This window comes from Streptomyces musisoli, from assembly GCF_016741855.1.
GTDB classification, from domain to species: Bacteria; Actinomycetota; Actinomycetes; order Streptomycetales; family Streptomycetaceae; genus Streptomyces; species Streptomyces musisoli.
Window position 1 is genome coordinate 778894 of record NZ_JAERRH010000001.1, and the last position, 19838, is coordinate 798731.

The window sequence follows — 19838 nt, forward strand, 5'->3', positions numbered from 1 at the left end:
CGGTGCCGTGCCACTTCGGAGGTCATCACCGCGGCCTTCCCGGGTAGGTTTCCCATCATGGCAGGCACCCCCACCCACACCGTGACGAACCAGCCGCCCCCGCTGGTCGGCTACGACGTCTTCACCGCCGACCGCGCCCTCGTCGAGGCCGTCGACCGGTACACCGGCGCCGACGTCCTGGACGAGGTCCGCGCGGAGCTGTCCGCGCTCGGCCGCGCCGCCGGTTCGGCGCAGCTGCACGAGTGGGCGGTGCAGGCGGACGAGAACCCGCCCCGGCTGCACACCCACGACCGGTACGGCCACCGGGTCGACGAGGTCGAGTTCCACCCGGCCTGGCACCGGCTGCTCGGCAAGGGGGTCTCGGCCGGGCTGACGGGCGCCTGGTCGCGGCCCTCCGGCCATGTGCGCCGGGCGGCCGGGTTCCTGGTCTGGACGCAGGTCGAGGCGGGCACCTGCTGTCCGCTGTCGATGACCCACGCGGCCGTGCCCGCGCTGCGCGCCGACCCGGGGCTGGCCGCCGAGTGGGAGCCCCGGCTGGCCTCCACGGTCTACGACCGGGAGCTGCGGCCCGCCGGGCAGAAGCCCGGCGCGCTGTTCGGGATGGGCATGACCGAGAAGCAGGGCGGCAGCGACGTCCGCGCCAACACCACGCGGGCGCTGCCGCTCGCGGAGCCGGGCACGTACCTGCTGACCGGGCACAAGTGGTTCTGCTCGGCGCCCATGTCGGACGCGTTCCTGGTGCTCGCGCAGGCCCCCGGCGGGCTGACCTGCTTCCTGGTCCCGCGGGTGCTGCCAGACGGCAGCCGCAACGTCTTCCTGGTCCAGCGGCTGAAGGACAAGCTGGGCAACCGCTCCAACGCCTCCGCCGAGGTCGAGTTCGACGGTACCTGGGCGCGCCGGGTCGGCGAGGAGGGCCGCGGGGTGCGGACGATCATCGGGATGGTCGCCGCGACCCGGCTGGACTGCGCGCTCGGCTCGGCGGGGCTGATGCGGCAGGCGGTGGCCCAGGCGGTGCACCACTGCACGCACCGGGAGGCGTTCGGCGGGAAGCTGGCCGACAAGCCGCTGATGCGCAACGTCCTCGCCGATCTCGCGCTGGAGTCCGAGGCGGCGACCGCGCTCGCGCTGCGGCTGGCCGCGGCCTGGGACGACGACGGCGAGGAGGCCCGCGCCTTCCTGCGGCTGGCGGTGCCGGCCGCCAAGTACTGGATCACGAAGCGGTGTGCGCCCGTGGCCGTGGAGGCCGCGGAGTGCCTGGGCGGCAACGGGTACGTCGAGGAGTCCGGGCTGCCCCGGCTGGTGCGGGAGTCGCCGCTGAACTCGATCTGGGAGGGCGCCGGGAACGTGCAGGCGCTGGACGTGCTCAGGGCCTTGCAGCGGGCGCCGGGCGCGCTGGACGCCTGCCTCGCCGAGATCGGCCGGGCGCACGGTGCCGACCACCGGCTGGACCGGGCGGTGAAGGACCTGTTCACGGAGCTGGCCGACCTGGACGGCATCGAGGGGCGGGCGCGGCGGCTGGTGGAGCGGCTGGCGCTGGTCCTCCAGGGCTCCTTGCTGGTACGGCACGCGCCGTCGGAGGTCGCCGACGCGTTCTGCGCCTCCCGCCTGGGCGGCGACCACGGCGCGTCCTTCGGCACCCTGCCGGCGGGCCTGGACCTGGAGTCGGTGGTGGACCGGGCAAGGCCGGAATTCTGACCCCGGACGCCGACGGCCCACCCGGGGTCACCGGGGCTGCCCGGGGGAACGCAGGGCTGGGGGCTGCCCGGGGGCAGGGGCGCCTGCCCAGGAGCGGATGGGGCTCCCCAGGGACACAAGGACCTGCGGATGCGGGGCTGCGCCCGCGGGGGCCGGTACGTGGCTCCGCCGTGCGGGGCTGACATGCGCATGCACGCGCGGACCGGCGTACGGATCCAAGCGGGGGCTCGCGTGCGGACCCACGCGCCGCTGACGTACGGATGCACGCGGGGGCTCGCGTGCGGATCCACGGCCGCTGATCTCGGATCCACCAAGGCCGGTGTACGGATCCACCCGGGGGCTCGCGTGCGGATCCACGGCCGCCGATCTCCGGATCGGCCGAGGCCGGTTTTCGGCTCCGGCCTGTCCGGGTCGCGCCCCTGGCCGGGTGCCCGGCCGAACCTCTGCGGCAGGGGGTGGTGCTGCGCCGACACGGCACCACCCCCACCGTCTGGGCCCGTTGAGCCCGCGGACGCGCGAGGCGTCGTGGTCAAGTCTCAGCCACCTTCCGGCGGTTCACCAGGGTTGCAGGGGGTTGCAACTTATGGGGGCACATGCGCGGAGTTTGTGCCTCCGCCATGTCCGTGACGGCAGTATGAGAGGAACAGTCGGACCGGAAACCGCCGCCCGGACGACTTGACATGTGTGTTCGACACCCTTTCCGGGAGGACCCAGTGGGGAACCCGCCGATGAACGTGGCGCGCCTGGCCGCCGTGGACGCGGCGCAGGCGGCGCGGGTACTGAGCGAGGTGCGCGAGGCCACGCTCGCCGGGCAACGTGCGCGGATCGCGCCCCGGCCGGTGATCGAACAGTCGTGGGGGCGGATGCTGCGCAGCGGCGTCGACCCCGAACGCGACCGCCGGTCCGGGCTGCTGCCCTCCGACGAGGTGCGCCGCCGCCGGGAGGAGTCGCGGCTGCGGCACGTACTGCCGGTATTGCGGGAGGGGTTGCTTTCGGTCGCGGACGTGGCCCAGCACATCATGGTCGTGGCGGAGGCCGACGGGCGCGTGCTGTGGCGGGAGGGATCGCCTCCGGTACTCCGCAAGGCCGACGGACTCGGACTCGAACTCGGAGCGGACTGGCGGGAAGACGTCGTCGGCACCAACGGGGTGGGCACTCCGGCGGTGGTACGGCGGCCCGTACAGGTCTTCGCCGCCGAGCACTTCGCACGGTCGCAGACCTCCTGGACCTGTTCCGGTGCCCCGATCACCGATCCACGGGACGGCCGGCTCCTCGGCGTGGTGGACGTCAGCGGCCCCCTGGAGACCATGCATCCGGCCACTCTCGCCTGGGTGGACTCGGTGGCCAAGCTGGCCGAGGCCCGGCTGCGGGAGCTGCATCTGACCTCGCTGGAGCGGCTGCGGGCGGTCGCGGCACCGGTGCTGGCCCGGCTGACGGGACGGGCCTTGGTGGTGGACCGCAACGGCTGGACGGCTGCAGTGACCGGGATGCCGTACATACGGCGGGTGACGCTGCCCAAGTCGCTCACGCCGGGCCGCCGGTGGCTGCCCTCGCTCGGCTCGTGCGCGGTGGAGCCGCTGGCCGGGGGATGGCTGCTGCGGGCGGACGACACACCGCTCGCCACGGCCGCGCGCCGGATCGCGCTGGACCTCGTCCGGCCGGACCGCTGCATGGTGACGGTCACCGCGTCGTCGGGCTCCTGGTCCCGGGAACTCAGTCCCAGACACGCCGAATTGCTGTTCCTGCTCGCCGAGCACCCCGCCGGGCGCGGGGCGGCGGGACTGGCCGAAGACCTGTTCGGCGATCCCACCCGGACCGTGACCGTGCGAGCGGAGATGTCCAGAATCCGGCGCTACCTCGGGGAACTTCTGCAACATCGACCGTATCGTTTCTGTGCCGACACGGAAGTTGAAGTGATCCTTCCGGATGATCTCCGCGACCTGCTCCCGCAGTCGACGGCACCGGCCGTGATTCTCAAGCGGAATGACGCTCAGAGCGACCGGACCGGGGCGCCGTGAGCGCGGCCCGCCCTGCCCCCGTACGCCCGGCCCGCCCGGGACCCGCACGCCCAGCCCGCCCCGGCCCCGTACGCCCGGCTGGTCCTGGACCCGGTCCCGCGCGTGCGGCCGGCCCCGCCCCCGGCCGCACGCGTTCCACCCGTCTGCGGGGTCTCGGCCCTGCCCGCCCTGTTTCTGCCGTAGCATCCCGTACGGGCCGCCCCACCTGCTTCGCGCGTCAACGTACGGACCGTGCGGCGCAGTTGGCCCGCCCTCTGGAGGAGAGATGAAGCATCGCGGCAGACACCGCCGGCGCAGACGGGGTGCGGCACTGCGCGCCGTCCTGGCCGGGACCGCGCTGGCGCTCACCGCCGCCGCCACGCTGATCAGCGCCTCCCAGGCCGAGGTCGCCGAGGACCCCGGCACGCTCAAGCCGATGACCTCCCGGGCGGACACCGGCCGGCTGCGGCTCCAGGAGCACCTGGTCCCCGCCCGCACGCTGGACCGGCTCGCCGCCGCGATGGGCCGTCCGGTCGGCGTGGACGCCGTGCTCCAGAGTGCCGACCGCGGTCTGCGCGCGGCCGCCGACTGCTCCGCCGGCGACCGGGCGTCCCTGCCCGTCGATCCGACCGCCGCCCGCGCCTACTGCTGGGATCCGGCCGACACCACCGCCGGCGCCTGGCGGCCGGCCTCGGTGACCACCTCCGGGGACGCCGACGACGACGGCGTCTGGGGCACCCACCGGGTCGTCCTCGCCGGCTGGACCCACAGCACGACCACCGGCCGCGCCGGCGAGCGGGGCCTCGCCCGGGTCGCCTTCGTCGACGCCGACCACCCCGAGCACCTCGACTACCGGTGGGTGCTGCTGGTGGTACCGGTCGACGGCGGCCGGGACTACCGGGGCCTGGCCTCCGGCGTCTCCGGGATGGTCTGGCACGGGAACAAGCTGCTGGTCACCACGACCGCCGGCAGCGCCGACGCGCTCTACGTCTACGACCTCGACCGCATCCAGCGCACCACGGTCGACGGGCCCGCGATCGGCCGGGTGCCCGGCGGCTGGTCCGCCGGCGGCTACGGCTACGTACTGCCCGCGGTCGGCTCGTACCGCTTCACCGCCGGCCGCTGCGCCCCCTCCGGCCCGCCCTGTCCCGGCGCGCTCGCCCTGGACCGCGGTACGGCGCCCGACAGTCTGGTCGCCGCGGAGTGGAGCGCGCCGGGGGACGACCGGCGCGCCCGGCTGTGGCGGTATGCCTTCAGCACCGATCCCGCGCGCACCGGGCTGCTCGCCACGGATGCCGCGGGGCGGGTGGACGCCGTGGAGGCGTACCGGACCCGCGCCTCCGGGATCCGCGGTGTGCTGTCGTACCGGAGCGCCGGGGCCGACCGGCCGTCCTGGTATGTGGGACGGCTGCCCGGTACGCAGGACGGACACGGCGGGCTGTGGCGGCAGGACACGGAGGACGCCGGGGCCGTCCACTGCGGCGCCGACGCCTCGGACCGCTGCTGGGCCGAGGGGGCGGGCTCCCTCTCCTACTGGCAGGAGACGGGGGAGGTCTGGTCCCTCTCGGACCGCATGCTGTTCACGCTGCCCCTGGCCGACCTAGACCGCTCCCTGGACTGACGGTCCCCGGGCGTGACCCGGTCGATCGACAGACCGGTCGGTGGGGTGGTTCCCTGGCCCCCACCTCCGCGTGACCCGCTCGATCGACAGACCCTGCGGTGGGGTGGTTCCCTGGCCCGCATGAGCAGCGTTCCCGTCACCACCTGGTCCCTCGAGCAGACCTCCCCGTCCGATCTCCTGCCCGCCGCCGCCCCCGACGGCGACGTCCGGATCGTCCGGGCCGAGGCCCCCTCCCCCGAGTTCAGCCGGTTCCTGTACGCCTCCGTCGGCGGGGACATCCACTGGACCGACCGGCTGGACTGGACGTACGCGCGGTGGCAGGAGTACCTGGAGCGGCCCGGCGTGGAGACCTGGGTGGCCTACGACCGGGGCACCCCGGCCGGTTATGTCGAGCTGGAGCCGCAGGACGAGGGCACGGTCGAGATCGTCTACTTCGGTCTGATCCCCGCCTTCCGCGGCCAACGCATCGGCGGCCATCTGCTGTCGTACGGCGCGGCCCGCGCCTGGGACCTGGCGGAGCGCTGGCCGGGGCGGACGCCGACCAAGCGGGTGTGGCTGCACACGTGCAGCAAGGACGGCGAGCACGCGATGGGCAACTACCAGCGACGGGGCTTCAAGCTGTTCGACACCAAGGTGGAGCTGGAGCCCGAAGTGGCCACGCCCGGGCCGTGGCCCGGGGCATACCCCGCCTGACGTGCCGGGACAACCCTCCCGGCGGCGCATGTGAGCGACGACACCCTTGTTCCACATTTCGGGACAAGGATGTCCGCATGATGGACGAAGCTGGACTCTGTCCAGATCGCCGTGACACGCTTCCGCCATGCCTGGAACTGGAATTGCCTTGGTGAGTCGGCGGCACGTCGACCTCGGCCGCATGTCCAGCGCCATCTGTCCGGCGGGCTGACGCTCCCAGCACCGCCGCGAACACCCGTACTCCGTTTCTCTTGCGCAATGACGCGCACGCCTGCCCGCGTGCGCGCTTCTGTGCAGGTCAGAGCTGATCCCATCGGTCCCGAAGGACGTAGAACCATGGCCGCCACCCCGCAGAACCCCGCTGCCTCCGCGCCCCGCCGCAAGGTGAGCCGTCACCGCGGCGAGGGACAGTGGGCCGTTGGCCACTTCACGCCCCTCAACGGCAACGAGCAGGTCAAGAAGGACGACGACGGTCTCAATGTGCGGACACGCATTGAGACGATCTACTCCAAGCGCGGCTTCGACTCGATCGACCCGAGCGACCTGCGCGGCCGGATGCGCTGGTGGGGGCTGTACACCCAGCGCAAGCCCGGGATCGACGGCGGCAAGACCGCGATCCTGGAGCCGGAGGAGCTGGACGACAGCTACTTCATGCTGCGCGTCCGCATCGACGGCGGGGCGCTGACCACGCGGCAGCTGCGGGTGATCGGGGAGATCTCGCAGGAGTTCGCGCGCGGCACCGCGGACATCACCGACCGGCAGAACGTCCAGTACCACTGGATCCGCATCGAGGACGTGCCCGAGATCTGGGACCGCCTGGAGGGCGTGGGCCTGTCAACGGTCACCGCGTGCGGCGACACCCCGCGTGTGATGATCGGCTCCCCGGTGGCGGGCATCGCCGAGGACGAGATCATCGACGCCACGCCGGCGCTGGAGGAGATGAAGCGCCGCGTCCTGAACAACAAGGCGTACTCGAACCTCCCCCGGAAGTTCAAGACGGCCATCTCGGGCTCCCCGCTGCTCGACGTCGTGCACGAGATCAACGACGTCGCGTTCGTCGGCGTACGCCACCCCGAGCACGGCCCGGGCTTCGACGTATGGGTCGGCGGCGGCCTGTCCACCAACCCGAAGCTGGGCGTCCGGCTGGGCGCCTGGGTGCCGATCGACGAGGTGGCGGACGTCTACGAGGGCGTCATCTCCATCTTCCGCGACTACGGCTACCGCCGGCTGCGCAACCGCGCCAGGCTGAAGTTCCTGGTCGCCGACTGGGGCGCCGAGAAGTTCCGGCAGGTGCTGGAGGACGAGTACCTGGGCGGGCGCAAGCTGATCGACGGGCCCGCCCCCGAGCAGCCGGTGCAGCAGTGGCGCGACCACATCGGTGTCCACCGGCAGAAGGACGGCCGGTTCTACGTCGGTTTCGCGCCGCGGGTCGGCCGGGTCGACGGCACCACGCTGACGAAGCTCGCCGACCTCGCGGAGGCACACGGCTCGGGCCGGGTCCGCACCACGGTCGAACAGAAGATGATCATCCTCGATGTCGAGCAGGACAAGGTCGACTCGCTGGTCGAGGCCCTGGACGCGCTGGACCTCACCGCCCGGCCGTCCTCCTTCCGGCGCGGCACCATGGCCTGCACCGGCATCGAATTCTGCAAGCTCGCCATCGTGGAGACCAAGCAGCGCGGATCGCAGCTCATCGACGAACTGGAGCGCCGCCTGCCGGAGTTCGACGAGCCGATCACCATCAACCTCAACGGCTGCCCGAACGCCTGCGCCCGCATCCAGGTCGCGGACATCGGCCTGAAGGGCCAGCTGGTCCTCGACGAGCAGGGCCGGCAGGTCGAGGGCTACCAGGTGCACCTGGGCGGCGCCCTCGGCCTGGAGGCGGGCTTCGGCCGCAAGGTGCGCGGTCTGAAGGTGACCTCGGACGAGCTGCCCGACTACATCGAGCGGGTGCTGAAGCGCTTCCAGGCGGAGCGCGAGAACGGCGAGCGGTTCGCCACCTGGGCGGCACGCGCTTCAGAGGAGGCGCTGTCGTGAGGTCGGCGAGTGAGCCGAAGGGGCGCGCCTGTGTCGAGAGGACGAGCGCGCGGAGGCCCGAAGGGCTGAGCACGGTCGCCGTCTCGACACAGGCATCCAGCGCCCCGGAGGCGAACGGAGCCTCGATAGAAGGGGAGGCGTTGTCGTGAGCGAGCGTGCCGTGCCGTTCCACTGCCCCTACTGCGGCGACGAGGACCTGCGTCCGGGCGAGCAGGGCCATGGCGCCTGGGAATGCGGGGCGTGCAACCGCGCATTCCAGCTGAAGTTCCTGGGGCTGCTGGCCCGGGGGCTGAAGCGAGCCGACGACGGAGGGGACGAGCGAATATGACGACCGCTCAGGAAGAGCGCACGACCGACGAGTTGAAGGCGCTCGCCGAGCAGGCGGGCCGCGACCTGGAGGACGCCTCCGCGCTGGAGATCCTCCAGTGGGCGGTGGACACCTTCGGCGGCAAGTTCTGCGTGACCTCCTCCATGGAGGACGCCGTGGTCGCCCATCTCGCCTCGCGCGTGCTGAAGGGCGTGGACGTGGTCTTCCTGGACACCGGCTACCACTTCCCGGAGACCATCGGCACCCGGGACGCCGTGGAGGCCGTGATGGACGTCAACGTCATCACCCTCACGCCGAGGCAGACGGTCGCCGAGCAGGACGCGGAGTACGGCCCCGCGCTGCACGACCGCGACCCCGACCTGTGCTGCGCGCTGCGCAAGGTCCGGCCGCTCGAAGAGGGCCTGAAGGACTACCAGGCGTGGGCGACGGGTCTGCGCCGCGACGAGTCCCCGACCCGGGCGAACACCCCGGTCGTGGGCTGGGACGAGAAGCGGCGCAAGGTCAAGGTCTCGCCGATCGCCCGCTGGACCCAGGACGACGTGGACGCGTACATCACCGAACACGGCGTGCTCACCAACCCGCTGCTGATGGACGGCTACGCCTCCGTCGGCTGCGCCCCGTGCACCCGCAGGGTCCTGGAGGGCGAGGACGCGCGCGCCGGCCGCTGGGCGGGCCGCGCCAAGACCGAGTGCGGGCTGCACGGATGACGAACGACCAGATTCAGGAGAACCACGTGACGACCGGAGCCACCGTCTGGCTCACGGGTCTGCCGAGTGCCGGCAAGACCACCATCGCGTACGAGCTGGCGGGCCGGCTGCGTGCCGGGGGCCACCGCGTCGAGGTGCTCGACGGCGACGAGATCCGCGAGTTCATCTCCGCGGGCCTCGGCTTCTCCCGCGAGGACCGGCACACCAACGTGCAGCGCATCGGCTTCGTCGCCGAACTGCTGGCCCGCAACGGTGTCATGGCGCTGGTGCCGGTGATCGCGCCGTACACCGACAGCCGGGACGCGGTCCGCAAGCGGCACGAGGAGAACGGGACGCCGTACCTGGAGATCCATGTGGCGACCCCGGTCGAGGTGTGCAGCGTGCGCGATGTGAAGGGCCTGTACGCCAAGCAGGCCGCGGGCGAGCTGACCGGGCTCACCGGGGTCGACGACCCGTACGAGGAGCCGGAGACGCCCGATCTGCGGATCGAGTCGCAGCACCAGACGGTCCAGGAGTCCGCCGCGTCCGTGCACGCGCTGCTGAGCGAGAGGGGACTGGCATGACCACGGTCGCCAGCGTCGAGGAAGGCACCGAGAGCCCGTACGCGCTCTCCCACCTGGACGCGCTGGAGTCGGAGGCGGTGCACATCTTCCGCGAGGTGGCGGGAGAGTTCGAGAACCCGGTGATCCTGTTCTCCGGTGGCAAGGACTCCATCCTCATGCTGCACCTCGCGCTGAAGGCGTTCGCCCCGGCCGCGATCCCCTTCTCCCTCCTGCACGTGGACACCGGACACAACTTCCCCGAGGTCCTCGAGTACCGCGACCGTGTGGTCGACGCACATGGGCTGCGCCTCCATGTGGCCTCCGTCCAGGACTACATCGACCGCGGTGTGCTCAAGGAGCGTCCCGACGGCACCCGCAACCCCCTGCAAACCCTCCCGCTGACGGAGAAGATCCAGAGCGAGAGGTTCGACGCGGTCTTCGGCGGCGGGCGCCGGGACGAGGAGAAGGCCCGGGCCAAGGAGCGGGTGTTCTCGCTGCGCGACGAGTTCTCCCAGTGGGACCCGCGCCGCCAGCGCCCCGAGCTGTGGAACCTGTACAACGGCCGGCACGCCCCCGGCGAGCACGTCCGCGTCTTCCCCCTGTCCAACTGGACGGAGCTGGACGTCTGGCAGTACATCGCCCGCGAGGGCATCGAGCTGCCCGAGATCTACTACGCGCACGAGCGCGAGGTGTTCCGGCGCGGCGGCATGTGGCTGACCGCCGGTGAGTGGGGCGGCCCGAAGGACGACGAGACCGTCGAGAAGCGTCAGGTGCGCTACCGCACCGTCGGTGACATGTCCTGCACCGGCGCCGTCGACTCCGACGCCGACACGATCGAGAAGGTCATCGCCGAGATCGCCGCGTCCCGGCTCACCGAGCGCGGTGCCACCCGCGCCGACGACAAGCTCTCCGAGGCCGCGATGGAAGACCGCAAGCGCGAGGGGTACTTCTAAGCATGAGCACGACCACAACCGAGGCACTCTCGGCCACCACGCTGCTGCGGTTCGCCACCGCCGGCTCCGTCGACGACGGCAAGTCCACGCTCGTCGGACGGCTGCTGCACGACTCCAAGTCGGTCCTCGCCGATCAGCTGGAGGCCGTGGAGCGCGCCTCCGCGAGCCGCGGCCAGGACGCCCCGGACCTCGCCCTGCTCACCGACGGCCTGCGCGCCGAGCGGGAACAGGGCATCACGATCGACGTGGCGTACCGCTACTTCGCCACTCCTCGCCGCCGGTTCATCCTGGCCGACACCCCGGGCCATGTGCAGTACACCCGCAACATGGTCACCGGCGCCTCCACCGCGGAACTCACCGTCATCCTCGTCGACGCCCGCAACGGCGTGGTCGAGCAGACCCGCCGGCACGCGGCGATCGCCGCCCTGCTGCGCGTCCCGCACGTCGTCCTCGCCGTGAACAAGATGGATCTCGTCGGGTACGAGGAGCGGGTGTTCGCCGCCATCGCCGAGGAGTTCACGGCGTACGCGACCGAGCTGGGCGTCCCCGAGGTCACCGCCGTCCCGATCTCGGCGCTGGCCGGTGACAACGTGGTGGAACCGTCCGCGAACATGGACTGGTACGGCGGCCCGACCGTGCTGGAGCACCTGGAGACCGTGCCGGTCAGCCACGACCTGGCGCACTGCCACGCGCGGCTGCCCGTGCAGTACGTGATCCGGCCGCAGACCGCCGAGCACCCGGACTACCGGGGCTACGCGGGCCAGATCGCGGCCGGCACCTTCCGGGTCGGCGAGGCGGTCACCGTCCTGCCGTCCGGGCGGACCACGCGGATCTCCGGCATCGACCTGCTCGGCGAGCCGGTCGACGTCGCCTGGACGGCGCAGTCGGTGACGGTCCTGCTGGAGGACGACATCGACGTCTCACGCGGTGACCTGATCGTGCCGACGAAGGACGCCCCGGCCACCACGCAGGACGTGGAGGCGACCGTCTGCCATGTCGCCGACGCACCACTCACCGTCGGCCACCGGGTGCTGCTCAAGCACGGCACGCGCACGGTCAAGGCGATCGTGAGGGACATCCCGTCCCGGCTCACGCTCGACGACCTCTCCCTGCACCCGCATCCGGGGCAGCTCGTCGCCAACGACATCGGCCGGGTGAAGATCCGGACCGCCGAGCCGCTGCCGGTCGACTCCTACTCCGACTCGCGCCGCACGGGCTCCTTCATCCTGATCGACCCCGCCGACGGCACCACGCTCACCGCGGGCATGGTCGGCGAGTCGTTCGCGTCCCCCGAGCCCGTCAAGGACGAGGCCGAGGACGACGGGTGGGACTTCTGATCATGAAACCGACCGACTTCTACGCCACGTTCGCGAAGGAGGGCGGCCGCGTAGGCAGCGGTGCGCTCGGCAGCGGGCAGGGCGGAGTGGCGCGATGTGCGTGCTGACGTACGCGCACTGCCTGCGCGCCCTCACCCCCCACCGCCGTAAACGCAGACCTGCCGACCTCCCGGCCACGGCCTGAGAGTCCGTGACCGCCGGGCCAACGAGAGGAAACCCTCCCGTGCCTGCCAACCGCTCGTCGTTGCTCCGCCGCGGCGTCGCCGCGATCGCCGCCCTTCCCCTGCTCACCCTCGCCGCCTGCGGTTACGGTTCCGAGGCCAAGGACGACGGCACCGCCAAGATCGCCGCCGGGGCCGAGAAGACCGACGGCCTCGACTCCGTCAAGATCGGCTACTTCGGAAACCTGACCCACGGCACCGCGCTGGTCGGTGTCCAGAAGGGCTTCTTCCAGAAGGAGCTGGGCGCCACCAAGGTCAAGCCCGCGATCTTCAACGCGGGACCGTCCGAGATCGAGGCCCTCAACTCCGGCTCCATCGACATCGGCTGGATCGGCCCGTCCCCGTCGATCAACGGCTACACCAAGTCGAACGGCAAGAGCCTGAAGATCATCTCCGGTTCGGCCTCCGGCGGTGTGAAACTGGTCGTGAACCCGAAGAAGATCACCTCCCTGAAGGACGTCAAGGGCAAGAAGATCGCCACCCCCCAGCTGGGCAACACGCAGGACGTGGCGTTCCTCAACTGGGCCGCCGAACAGGGCTGGGACGTCGACGCGCAGAGCGGCAAGGGCGACGTCACGGTCGTCCGCAGCGACAACAAGGTCACGCCGGACGCCTTCAAGGCCGGCTCGGTCGACGGCGCCTGGGTGCCGGAGCCGACCGCGTCCAAGCTGGTCGCGGAAGGCGGCAAGGTGCTGCTGGACGAGTCCACGCTGTGGCCGGACAAGAAGTTCGTGATCACGAACATCATCGTGCGGCAGGCCTTCCTCAAGGAGCACCCGAAGGCCGTCGAGGCGGTGCTGCGGGCCTCGGTCGAGGCCAACAAGTGGATCAACGCCAACCCGGACCAGGCGAAGGCGGCGGCCAACAAGCAGCTGGAGGCCGACTCCGGCAAGGCGCTGCCGGCGAAGGTCCTCGACCCGGCCTGGAAGTCCATCCAGTTCACCGACGACCCGCTGGCGGCCACCCTCGGCACCGAGGCGGCGCACGCGGTCAAGGCCGGTCTGCTGGAGAAGCCGGACCTCAAGGGCATCTACGACCTGACGATCATCAACAAGATCCTCAAGTCCGAGGGCGCGAGCCCGGTCGACGCCGCCGGACTCGGCACCAGCTGACGCACGCCCCGATGAGTTCCCAGGAGGTGACGACCATGGCCACGACCACCCTCACCAAGGCCGACCCGTCGGTCGAGTACGCCGCACGCCTCGAGCACGTCTCGAAGTCCTATCCGGGACCGGGCGGGCAGCAGCTCGTCCTGGACGACATCAGCCTCGATGTCGCGCCGGGCGAGTTCGTCACCCTCCTGGGGGCCTCGGGCTGCGGCAAGTCGACGCTGCTGAACCTGGTGGCGGGCCTGGACCGGCCCACCGCCGGGTCCATCAGCACCGACGGCCGGCCCGCCCTGATGTTCCAGGAGCACGCCCTCCTCCCGTGGCTGAGCGCGGGCAAGAACATCGAACTCGCGCTGAAGCTGCGGGGGGTTCCCAAGCCCGAGCGGCGCGGCAAGGCCGAGGAGCTGCTGGAGCTCGTCCGGCTGAAGGGCGCGCACGGCAAGCGTGTCCACGAACTGTCGGGCGGTATGCGCCAGCGTGTGGCGATGGCGCGCGCGCTCGCCCAGGAGAGCAGCCTGCTGCTGATGGACGAGCCGTTCGCGGCCCTGGACGCCATCACCCGGGACGTGCTGCACGACGAGCTGACCCGTATCTGGGCCGAGACCGGTCTGTCCGTGCTGTTCGTGACGCACAACGTGCGTGAGGCGGTACGGCTGGCGCAGCGTGTCGTCCTGCTGTCCTCCCGTCCGGGCCGGGTGGCCCGCGAGTGGGAGGTCGACATTCCGCAGCCGCGGCGCATCGAGGACGCGCCCGTGGCGGAGTTGTCCCTCGAGATCACCGAAGTACTGCGTGGGGAGATCCGCCGCCATGGCCAGCACTGAGACGACGACCGCTCCCGAGACGGGGAGCGTGGAGGCGGGCCTGGACGCGCTGGAGACCGCGCAGTCGGGCCGTACGCCGTTCCGCAAGACCTTCGTCGACAAGATCGTGCCGCCGATCACCGCGATCGTCGTGGTGCTGGTGGTCTGGCAGGGCCTGATCAGCCTGAAGATCGTCGACGACCCGACGAAGCTGCCCTCGCCGTCGGCGGTCTGGGACGCCTTCCGCAACGACTGGCTCCAGGGCAAGCTGCTCGGCTACATCTGGACCAGTGTCTCGCGCGGTCTGCTCGGCTTCGGTTTCGCGCTGCTGATCGGCACCCCGCTGGGTCTGCTGGTGGGGCGGGTGCGGTTCGTGCGCGCGGCCATCGGCCCGATCCTGTCCGGTCTCCAGTCGCTGCCGTCGGTGGCGTGGGTGCCGCCCGCGGTGGTGTGGTTCGGCCTGAACAACTCGATGATGTACGCGGTGATCCTGCTCGGTGCCGTGCCGTCGATCGCCAACGGTCTGGTGTCCGGCGTGGACCAGGTGCCGCCGCTGTTCCTGCGCGCGGGCCGCACCATGGGCGCGACCGGCCTGAAGGGCACCTGGCACATCACGCTGCCGGCCGCGCTGCCCGGCTATGTGGCGGGCATGAAGCAGGGCTGGGCCTTCTCCTGGCGCTCGCTGATGGCCGCGGAGATCATCGCCCAGTTCCCCGACCTGGGTGTGGGCCTCGGCCAGTTGCTGGAGAACGGGCGCACCGCGAGCGACATGGCCATGGTGTTCGAGGCGATCCTGCTCATCCTGTTCGTCGGCATCGCCATCGACCTGCTGATCTTCAGCCCGCTGGAGCGGTGGGTGCTGCGCAGCCGCGGCCTGCTGGTGAAGAGCTGACATGCGCGGTCCGGTACTTCTCGTCATCGCCCACGGCAGCCGCGATCCGCGGCATGCGGCGACCGTGCACGCCCTGGTGAGGCGGGTACGGTCGCTGCGGCCCGGCCTGCGCGTGGAGACCGGATTCCTGGACTTCAACGTCCCGTCGGTGCACGGGGTGCTGGAGTCGCTGGCGGCGGAGGGAGTGCGGGACGTCGTCGCCCTGCCGCTGCTGCTGACCCGTGCGTTCCACGCCAAGGCCGACATTCCGGCCGTGCTGCGGGACGCCCCGGCGCGGCTGCGGATCCGGCAGGCGGAGGCGCTCGGCCCGTCGCCACTGCTGCTGACCGCGCTGGAACGGCGGCTGTTCGAGGCGGGGTTGTCGCCCGCCGACAAGTCCTCGACCGGGGTCGTGCTGGCCTCGGCGGGGTCCTCCGACCCGGAGGCGATCGCAGTGATCGCGGGAATCGCGCGGGAGTGGTGGCACACCGGTTGGTGCGCCGTGCGGCCTGCGTTCGCCTCCGCATCTCTCCCGCGCACCGAGGACGCGGTGCGCGAACTGCGGCGGCTCGGCTGTGAGCGGGTCGCCGTGGCACCGTACGTGCTCGCGCCGGGCTTCCTGCCGGACCGCATCGCGCGCGGCGCGGGCGAGGCGGATGTACTGGCCGATGTGCTGGGGGCGGCACCGGAGGTCGCGCGGGTGCTGCTGGAGCGGTACGACCAGGCCCGCCGACCGGCACTGGCGGCGCTGGGCGCGTGACCGGTGCCGGAGGCGCGGGCGCGTGACCGATTTCGACCGCTCAGGGTCCGCGGCGCCCCGCGGTGACCGGGCTCCGGCCGCTCACAGGCCGAAGGCGGTGGTGAGGTGCCGGGTGTACGCGAGGCTGCCGGTGCCGGCGGACGCCGCGATGGCGATCGTCTCCAGCGCGGAGCGGATCCGGCCCCGGTTGGGCGGCAGCCCGTCCTCGGCGGACTGTGCCAGCTCCCCCTGGATGATCTCGCCGCTGGTCACGAGCTGCGGGTACTCGGCGCGCAGTGTCTCGGTGAGCCGGTCGGCGACGTCCATGAGCGTCTCCAGGTCCGGCATCACGTAGGTGCTGCGCCGCCGGCCGCCGCCGTGATCGGCCGCTCCGTGGACGTCTCCGAAGGGGTAGGTGCTCATTCCTGTCCTCGCTTCTGGGCCGGCGGCTCGAGTCCGGGCCGCAGGAGCCGTCGGATGGCTGTGGTGTACGGCTTCGGCCCGCCGTACGGGGATGCGTCCCGTGGGCGCCGAAGTCGCTGGGAGCGCTGACGTTACCGAGGTTGCGCGGCCGCCTGTCGCCGGCCGGTGCGGCCCGGTGGACCCGTTGTCCCCGGCGACGGACGGCGCAGAGGAGGTGGCCTCGTCGACGGAGGGCAGGAGGGCCGAAAATCGCCACCCATCCGGGTGAACGGTGTCCGTTGACCGTCCCCCGGGAACCGGCGCGGAACGCGCCGGCGGCCGCGTCGCGGGAGCTGCTCGGCCCGGCGCCTCGCGTACTGGTCTGCCCGTCGCCCTCATCCGTCCCCTTCGGCCGTCCGCGCGCTTCACCCTAGGGACGCCCGCGCGGTGTTGTCGCGAGGTTCGGTGAGCCGGCCCGGCCGGGGAGGGTGGTGTGGTAACGGCCGCCGCGGTCCGGCGCTCCCCTGTGACGTCGGACCGCGGCGGCCGTTCCGTTCTGCGCCGGACACGGCTCTCGTGTCACACGTGAGGCGAAGTCGGCGCTCTACAGGGGCGGTTATCGGCCAACCCGCGAACGGGTCGGTCGGAGCGGAGCGCACCGGTGCGGGTGCGCTCCGCTTCGGAAGGTTCGCGGTACCAAGTCAACGCCCATGAGCCGTCGCAGAGTTAGCCGGCTAAGCGCCCAACGCTGTCTTCACGGAGCCCCGGCCCGGTCAGCCCTTCTCCTCCTGGTCCGGTTCCCGGTCCTGCTTCGATCGGTGCGCGGTGTCCACGACGCCGAACTCCGTGCTGTGCAGGCGTTCCGGTTCGGCCACGACGTCGATCCGGGTGATCCGGTCGTCGGCGCCGAACACGAAGGCCAGCAGCAGGCGGGGCCGCCCCGACGGCGCCATGACCAGGCCGATCCGCCCGTCGAGCAGGGCGGGTCCGGTGAACTGCGCACGGGCCATGGCCGCCATGGCGCCGCGGGCCACGGGCTCGGCGCCCCGGACGGTGATGGGTTCGGGCGTGGGCACGACCAACGCGTCGGCGTGCAGCACCACATCCGGGTCGAGCAGCGCGACCAGGGCCGTGAAGTCGCCGCCGCGGGTCGCGGCCAGGAACGCCTCGACCGCCCGTCGGCGGCGGGGGGCGTCGGCGGCGGGCGCGGCGGGCCGGCCCTGGACCCGGCGGCGGGCGCGGCTGGCCAGCTGCCGGGTGGCGGCCGGCGTCTTGTCGATCAGCGGCGCGATGTCGTCGAAGGGCACGGTGAACATGTCGTGCAGCACGAAGGCGACCCGCTCGGCCGGGCTCAGCGTGTCGAGCACGACGAGCAGCGCGACGCCGACCTCGTCGGCCAGCAGCGCCTCCCGGGCGGGGTCACCGGCCTCGGTGGCCGCATCGGGCCGGGGCTCGTACCCCGTGTCGTAGGCGTCGAGGAACTCCTCGCGCCGGTTTCGGCGGGCCCGCAGCAGGTTCAGGCAGACCCGGGTCACCACGGTGGTCAGCCAGCCGGTGAGGTTGGTGACGGCCGTGATGTCCGCCTGCCGGGCGCGCAGCCAGGCCTCCTGAAGCGCGTCGTCGGCCTCGGCGGCCGAGCCGAGCAACCGGTACGCCACGGCCGCGAGGTGCGGCCGGTCCGCCTGGAACCGGGCCGCCAGCCGTTGGCCGGCATCACTCGCGAAGTCGTCCATCGTGTCCCCCGTCATCCGTGTGCGCTCGGCGTGTACTGCTCGGTGTGTGCTCGGCGTGTACTGCTCGGTGCATACCGCCGGGCGCGTGCTCCGCGTGTGCCGGTCGGCGTGTGCTGCCGGGCGGGCGCTCTGTGCCGGTCGGCGTGTACTGCTCGGCACGCAGTGCTCGGTGCGTACCGCCGGGCGGGTGCTCCGCGTGTGCCGGTCGGTGTGTGCTCGGCGGCGGGCCCATCCGACGTCACAGCGGGCGGAGGATCAACCGCCGTGCCGTTCGGCCTCGTCGGCCAGCCGGACCAGTTCGGCGACCGGCAGGGAACCCGCTGCCCGGCGCTCCCGCGCGAACCGGTCGGCGAGGCGTTGCAGCAGTTCGTTCAGCGGGGCGGGGACCCCGTGCAGCCGGCCCAGCAGGACGATCTCGCCGTTCAGGTAGTCCGCCTCGATGGTGCCGGTGCCCCGGACGAGGGACTGCCAGGAGGAGCCGCCGCCGCGCGGGCCGCCGTCCAGCGGTACCTGCGTGACCTTGTCGCCGCGGGCCGCCTGTTCCTCCGCCGCGCTCGCGTACGGGATCCCGGCGGCGGCGAGCACGGCCTCCCCCTCGGCCCGCACCCGCGCGAACAGGGCCCGGGCCTCGTCGCTCGCCACGGGCCCGGCGACCGCTTCGAGGGCGTTGCCGAGGTTCGCGAGCAGCTTGGCGTACTGCCAGCGGGCCACGTCGGGTACGACGGGCGCCTCGAAGTGCGCCTCCGTGAGGTCGGCGGCGATCCGGCGGGCGGTGTCGTCGGTGCCGTGCGGGACGCGGCCGAGGGTCAGGATGCCGGTGAGCGGGGCGCCGGCGGCGGAGACGACGCCGGGTTCCACGAAGGCCGACGGCAGCCAGACGCAGACGCCGTACACGTGCCGGAAGCGGCGCAGGGCCAGCCGGCCGCCCTCGACACCGTTCTGCAGGCAGACGAGCGGCAGGCGTTCGGCCGCCGTACCGCCGCCGGCGACGGGGACGTCGGCCCAGGTGTCCAGGGCGGCCACGGTGTCCTGGGTCTTCACGGAGAGGACGAGGACGTCGTCGGCGCGCAGCTCGCCGAGCGGGTCCGGGCCGTCGACGGCGGGCGGCCGGTACGTCAACTCGCCCTCGGGCACCCGCAGTCGCAGCCCGTGCTCGCGCAGGGCGGCCAGATGCCGGCCGCGGGCGACCAGGACGACCTCGCGGCCGGCCTGGGCCAGCCGGCCGCCGACGGTGCCGCCGACCGCGCCCGCCCCGATGATGATGTAACGCATGGCCAGAGCCTCGCACACCGCTTTCGATGCTCGCGGGTCACCCCCTGCCCTCGGGGCAGGGCAAACGGCCGACGGCTCCGGCGGCCACCGGACCGCCGACTCCCGTTATTCCCACGGGGTTTGCCCGCCCACCGGTCCGGCCGGCGGCGGAGACGTCGAGACCCCACCCCGGGCCGCCCGCCCCGGCCCGGCCCGCGGGCCCTCACGCTTGCGGAGCCGTCAGCTCGACCAGCTTGAGCACGGTGTTCCAGTTCCGGCTCGTGGCGATGAGGCCCTTGGTCGTCCGGGGCCGGGCCAGCGCCTCGGCGAGCCTGGAGCGGCCGACGCCGTCCGGGGCGTACAGGTACAGGCAGCGGTCCCCGAGCCGGAACTCCTCCGGGAGATGGGCGGCCTGGTCGATCGCCGCGAACCGGTCGGGGGTGACGGGTGCGGAGAAGTAGGTGACGTGCAGTTGCTTCGGCGCCAGGCCGGCGGCCGGGAACGGGCAGGATTCGGCGACCGTCCTCAGATACGCGTGGTCGCGGACGAGCACGTCCACGAAGAAGCCGAAGCGCTCCTCGATCGCCGCGGCCAGCTCCGCGGCCAGGGACTCCTCGTCGCCGTGGCCGGCGGTGAAGACGGCCTGGCCGCTCTGGAGATGGGTGCGGACACCGGTGTGGCCGAGGCCGGTCACGAGTGTGCGCAGTTCGGCCATGGGGAGCTTCTTGCCGCCGCCGACGTTGATTCCGCGCAGCAGCGCCGCATAGGTGGTCATCCGGCCACCCTAGAGCGGCCGTCGTGC

The 19838-nt window shown here is 72.3% G+C and carries 19 protein-coding genes; 15 read left to right on the forward strand and 4 right to left on the reverse strand.

Features of this window, described 5'->3' with window-relative positions:
- Nucleotides 1-57: 57 nt before the first annotated feature.
- From JK361_RS03190 to JK361_RS03260, 15 genes are all read left to right on the forward strand, one after another.
- A complete protein-coding gene (locus JK361_RS03190; protein ID WP_201814049.1) occupies nt 58-1695 on the forward strand; it encodes an acyl-CoA dehydrogenase family protein in 1638 nt (545 codons plus the stop codon).
- Between the two features lie 728 nt (nt 1696-2423).
- Entirely contained in the window at nt 2424-3713 is a 1290-nt protein-coding gene (locus JK361_RS03195; protein WP_236052334.1) for a GAF domain-containing protein, read from the forward strand.
- Nucleotides 3714-3978: 265 nt separating this feature from the next.
- The gene (locus tag JK361_RS03200) at nt 3979-5313 is read left to right on the forward strand and encodes a hypothetical protein (RefSeq protein WP_201814051.1); all 1335 of its coding nucleotides are present in this window, start codon (nt 3979-3981) and stop codon (nt 5311-5313) included.
- A gap of 120 nt (nt 5314-5433) precedes the next feature.
- Nucleotides 5434-6006: a GNAT family N-acetyltransferase gene (locus JK361_RS03205; RefSeq protein WP_201814052.1), complete on the forward strand. Its 573-nt coding sequence runs from the start codon at nt 5434-5436 to the stop codon at nt 6004-6006.
- A 127-nt stretch (nt 6007-6133) separates the two neighbouring features.
- Nucleotides 6134-6217, forward strand: a complete 84-nt coding sequence (locus JK361_RS42575; protein ID WP_316248393.1) for a putative leader peptide — start codon at nt 6134-6136, stop codon at nt 6215-6217.
- A gap of 125 nt (nt 6218-6342) precedes the next feature.
- On the forward strand, nt 6343-8043 hold the full coding sequence (locus JK361_RS03210; RefSeq protein ID WP_201814053.1) for a nitrite/sulfite reductase: 1701 nt from the start codon (nt 6343-6345) through the stop codon (nt 8041-8043).
- 145 nt (nt 8044-8188) lie between these two features.
- A complete protein-coding gene (locus JK361_RS03215; RefSeq protein ID WP_201814054.1) occupies nt 8189-8371 on the forward strand; it encodes a hypothetical protein in 183 nt (60 codons plus the stop codon).
- On the forward strand, nt 8368-9078 hold the full coding sequence (locus JK361_RS03220) for a phosphoadenylyl-sulfate reductase (protein WP_201814055.1): 711 nt from the start codon (nt 8368-8370) through the stop codon (nt 9076-9078). The genes JK361_RS03215 and JK361_RS03220 overlap by 4 nt, the downstream gene beginning before the upstream one ends.
- A gap of 26 nt (nt 9079-9104) precedes the next feature.
- Nucleotides 9105-9641 (forward strand): adenylyl-sulfate kinase, encoded by a 537-nt coding sequence (cysC, locus tag JK361_RS03225; protein WP_251095411.1) that lies wholly within the window; start codon nt 9105-9107, stop codon nt 9639-9641.
- The gene (cysD, locus tag JK361_RS03230; protein WP_201814057.1) at nt 9638-10573 is read left to right on the forward strand and encodes a sulfate adenylyltransferase subunit CysD; all 936 of its coding nucleotides are present in this window, start codon (nt 9638-9640) and stop codon (nt 10571-10573) included. The genes cysC and cysD overlap by 4 nt, the downstream gene beginning before the upstream one ends.
- 2 nt (nt 10574-10575) lie before the next feature.
- Nucleotides 10576-11910 (forward strand): sulfate adenylyltransferase subunit 1, encoded by a 1335-nt coding sequence (locus JK361_RS03235; RefSeq protein WP_201814058.1) that lies wholly within the window; start codon nt 10576-10578, stop codon nt 11908-11910.
- Between the two features lie 223 nt (nt 11911-12133).
- Nucleotides 12134-13243, forward strand: a complete 1110-nt coding sequence (locus tag JK361_RS03245) for an aliphatic sulfonate ABC transporter substrate-binding protein (RefSeq protein ID WP_201814060.1) — start codon at nt 12134-12136, stop codon at nt 13241-13243.
- Between the two features lie 11 nt (nt 13244-13254).
- Nucleotides 13255-14061, forward strand: coding sequence for an ABC transporter ATP-binding protein (locus tag JK361_RS03250; protein WP_372448675.1), 807 nt, complete (start codon nt 13255-13257; stop codon nt 14059-14061).
- Complete coding sequence (locus tag JK361_RS03255; protein ID WP_201814062.1) at nt 14048-14932, forward strand: ABC transporter permease; 885 nt, start codon at nt 14048-14050, stop codon at nt 14930-14932. Before JK361_RS03250 ends, JK361_RS03255 begins: the two co-directional genes overlap by 14 nt.
- A gap of 1 nt (nt 14933) precedes the next feature.
- The gene (locus tag JK361_RS03260) at nt 14934-15671 is read left to right on the forward strand and encodes a sirohydrochlorin chelatase (protein WP_201814063.1); all 738 of its coding nucleotides are present in this window, start codon (nt 14934-14936) and stop codon (nt 15669-15671) included.
- 81 nt (nt 15672-15752) lie between these two features.
- On the opposite strand, the gene JK361_RS03265 is transcribed toward JK361_RS03260, so the two are convergent.
- The 4 genes from JK361_RS03265 to JK361_RS03280 form a co-directional block, all read right to left on the reverse strand.
- Nucleotides 15753-16073: a hypothetical protein gene (locus tag JK361_RS03265; RefSeq protein ID WP_201814064.1), complete on the reverse strand. Its 321-nt coding sequence runs from the start codon at nt 16071-16073 to the stop codon at nt 15753-15755.
- A gap of 752 nt (nt 16074-16825) precedes the next feature.
- Nucleotides 16826-17785 (reverse strand): sigma-70 family RNA polymerase sigma factor, encoded by a 960-nt coding sequence (locus JK361_RS03270; protein WP_201814065.1) that lies wholly within the window; start codon nt 17783-17785, stop codon nt 16826-16828.
- A 255-nt stretch (nt 17786-18040) separates the two neighbouring features.
- Nucleotides 18041-19057 (reverse strand): ketopantoate reductase family protein, encoded by a 1017-nt coding sequence (locus tag JK361_RS03275; protein WP_201814066.1) that lies wholly within the window; start codon nt 19055-19057, stop codon nt 18041-18043.
- Nucleotides 19058-19259: 202 nt separating this feature from the next.
- Nucleotides 19260-19811: a DUF1697 domain-containing protein gene (locus JK361_RS03280; RefSeq protein WP_201814067.1), complete on the reverse strand. Its 552-nt coding sequence runs from the start codon at nt 19809-19811 to the stop codon at nt 19260-19262.
- Between the last annotated feature and the right edge of the window lie 27 nt (nt 19812-19838).

Bases quoted from the DNA above. Each gene is read 5' to 3' on its own strand.
- JK361_RS03210 (WP_201814053.1), top strand. From the start codon at position 6,343: ATGGCCGCCACCCCGCAGAACCCCGCTGCCTCCGCGCCCCGCCGCAAG.
- JK361_RS03275 (WP_201814066.1), bottom strand. From the start codon at position 19,057: ATGCGTTACATCATCATCGGGGCGGGCGCGGTCGGCGGCACCGTCGGC.
- JK361_RS03205 (WP_201814052.1), top strand. From the start codon at position 5,434: ATGAGCAGCGTTCCCGTCACCACCTGGTCCCTCGAGCAGACCTCCCCG.
- JK361_RS03190 (WP_201814049.1), top strand. From the start codon at position 58: ATGGCAGGCACCCCCACCCACACCGTGACGAACCAGCCGCCCCCGCTG.
- JK361_RS03200 (WP_201814051.1), top strand. From the start codon at position 3,979: ATGAAGCATCGCGGCAGACACCGCCGGCGCAGACGGGGTGCGGCACTG.
- JK361_RS03235 (WP_201814058.1), top strand. From the start codon at position 10,576: ATGAGCACGACCACAACCGAGGCACTCTCGGCCACCACGCTGCTGCGG.
- JK361_RS03260 (WP_201814063.1), top strand. From the start codon at position 14,934: ATGCGCGGTCCGGTACTTCTCGTCATCGCCCACGGCAGCCGCGATCCG.
- JK361_RS03255 (WP_201814062.1), top strand. From the start codon at position 14,048: ATGGCCAGCACTGAGACGACGACCGCTCCCGAGACGGGGAGCGTGGAG.
- JK361_RS03265 (WP_201814064.1), bottom strand. From the start codon at position 16,073: ATGAGCACCTACCCCTTCGGAGACGTCCACGGAGCGGCCGATCACGGC.
- JK361_RS03250 (WP_372448675.1), top strand. From the start codon at position 13,255: ATGAGTTCCCAGGAGGTGACGACCATGGCCACGACCACCCTCACCAAG.
- JK361_RS03280 (WP_201814067.1), bottom strand. From the start codon at position 19,811: ATGACCACCTATGCGGCGCTGCTGCGCGGAATCAACGTCGGCGGCGGC.
- JK361_RS42575 (WP_316248393.1), top strand. From the start codon at position 6,134: ATGCCTGGAACTGGAATTGCCTTGGTGAGTCGGCGGCACGTCGACCTC.
- JK361_RS03220 (WP_201814055.1), top strand. From the start codon at position 8,368: ATGACGACCGCTCAGGAAGAGCGCACGACCGACGAGTTGAAGGCGCTC.
- JK361_RS03195 (WP_236052334.1), top strand. From the start codon at position 2,424: ATGAACGTGGCGCGCCTGGCCGCCGTGGACGCGGCGCAGGCGGCGCGG.
- JK361_RS03270 (WP_201814065.1), bottom strand. From the start codon at position 17,785: ATGGACGACTTCGCGAGTGATGCCGGCCAACGGCTGGCGGCCCGGTTC.
- cysD (WP_201814057.1), top strand. From the start codon at position 9,638: ATGACCACGGTCGCCAGCGTCGAGGAAGGCACCGAGAGCCCGTACGCG.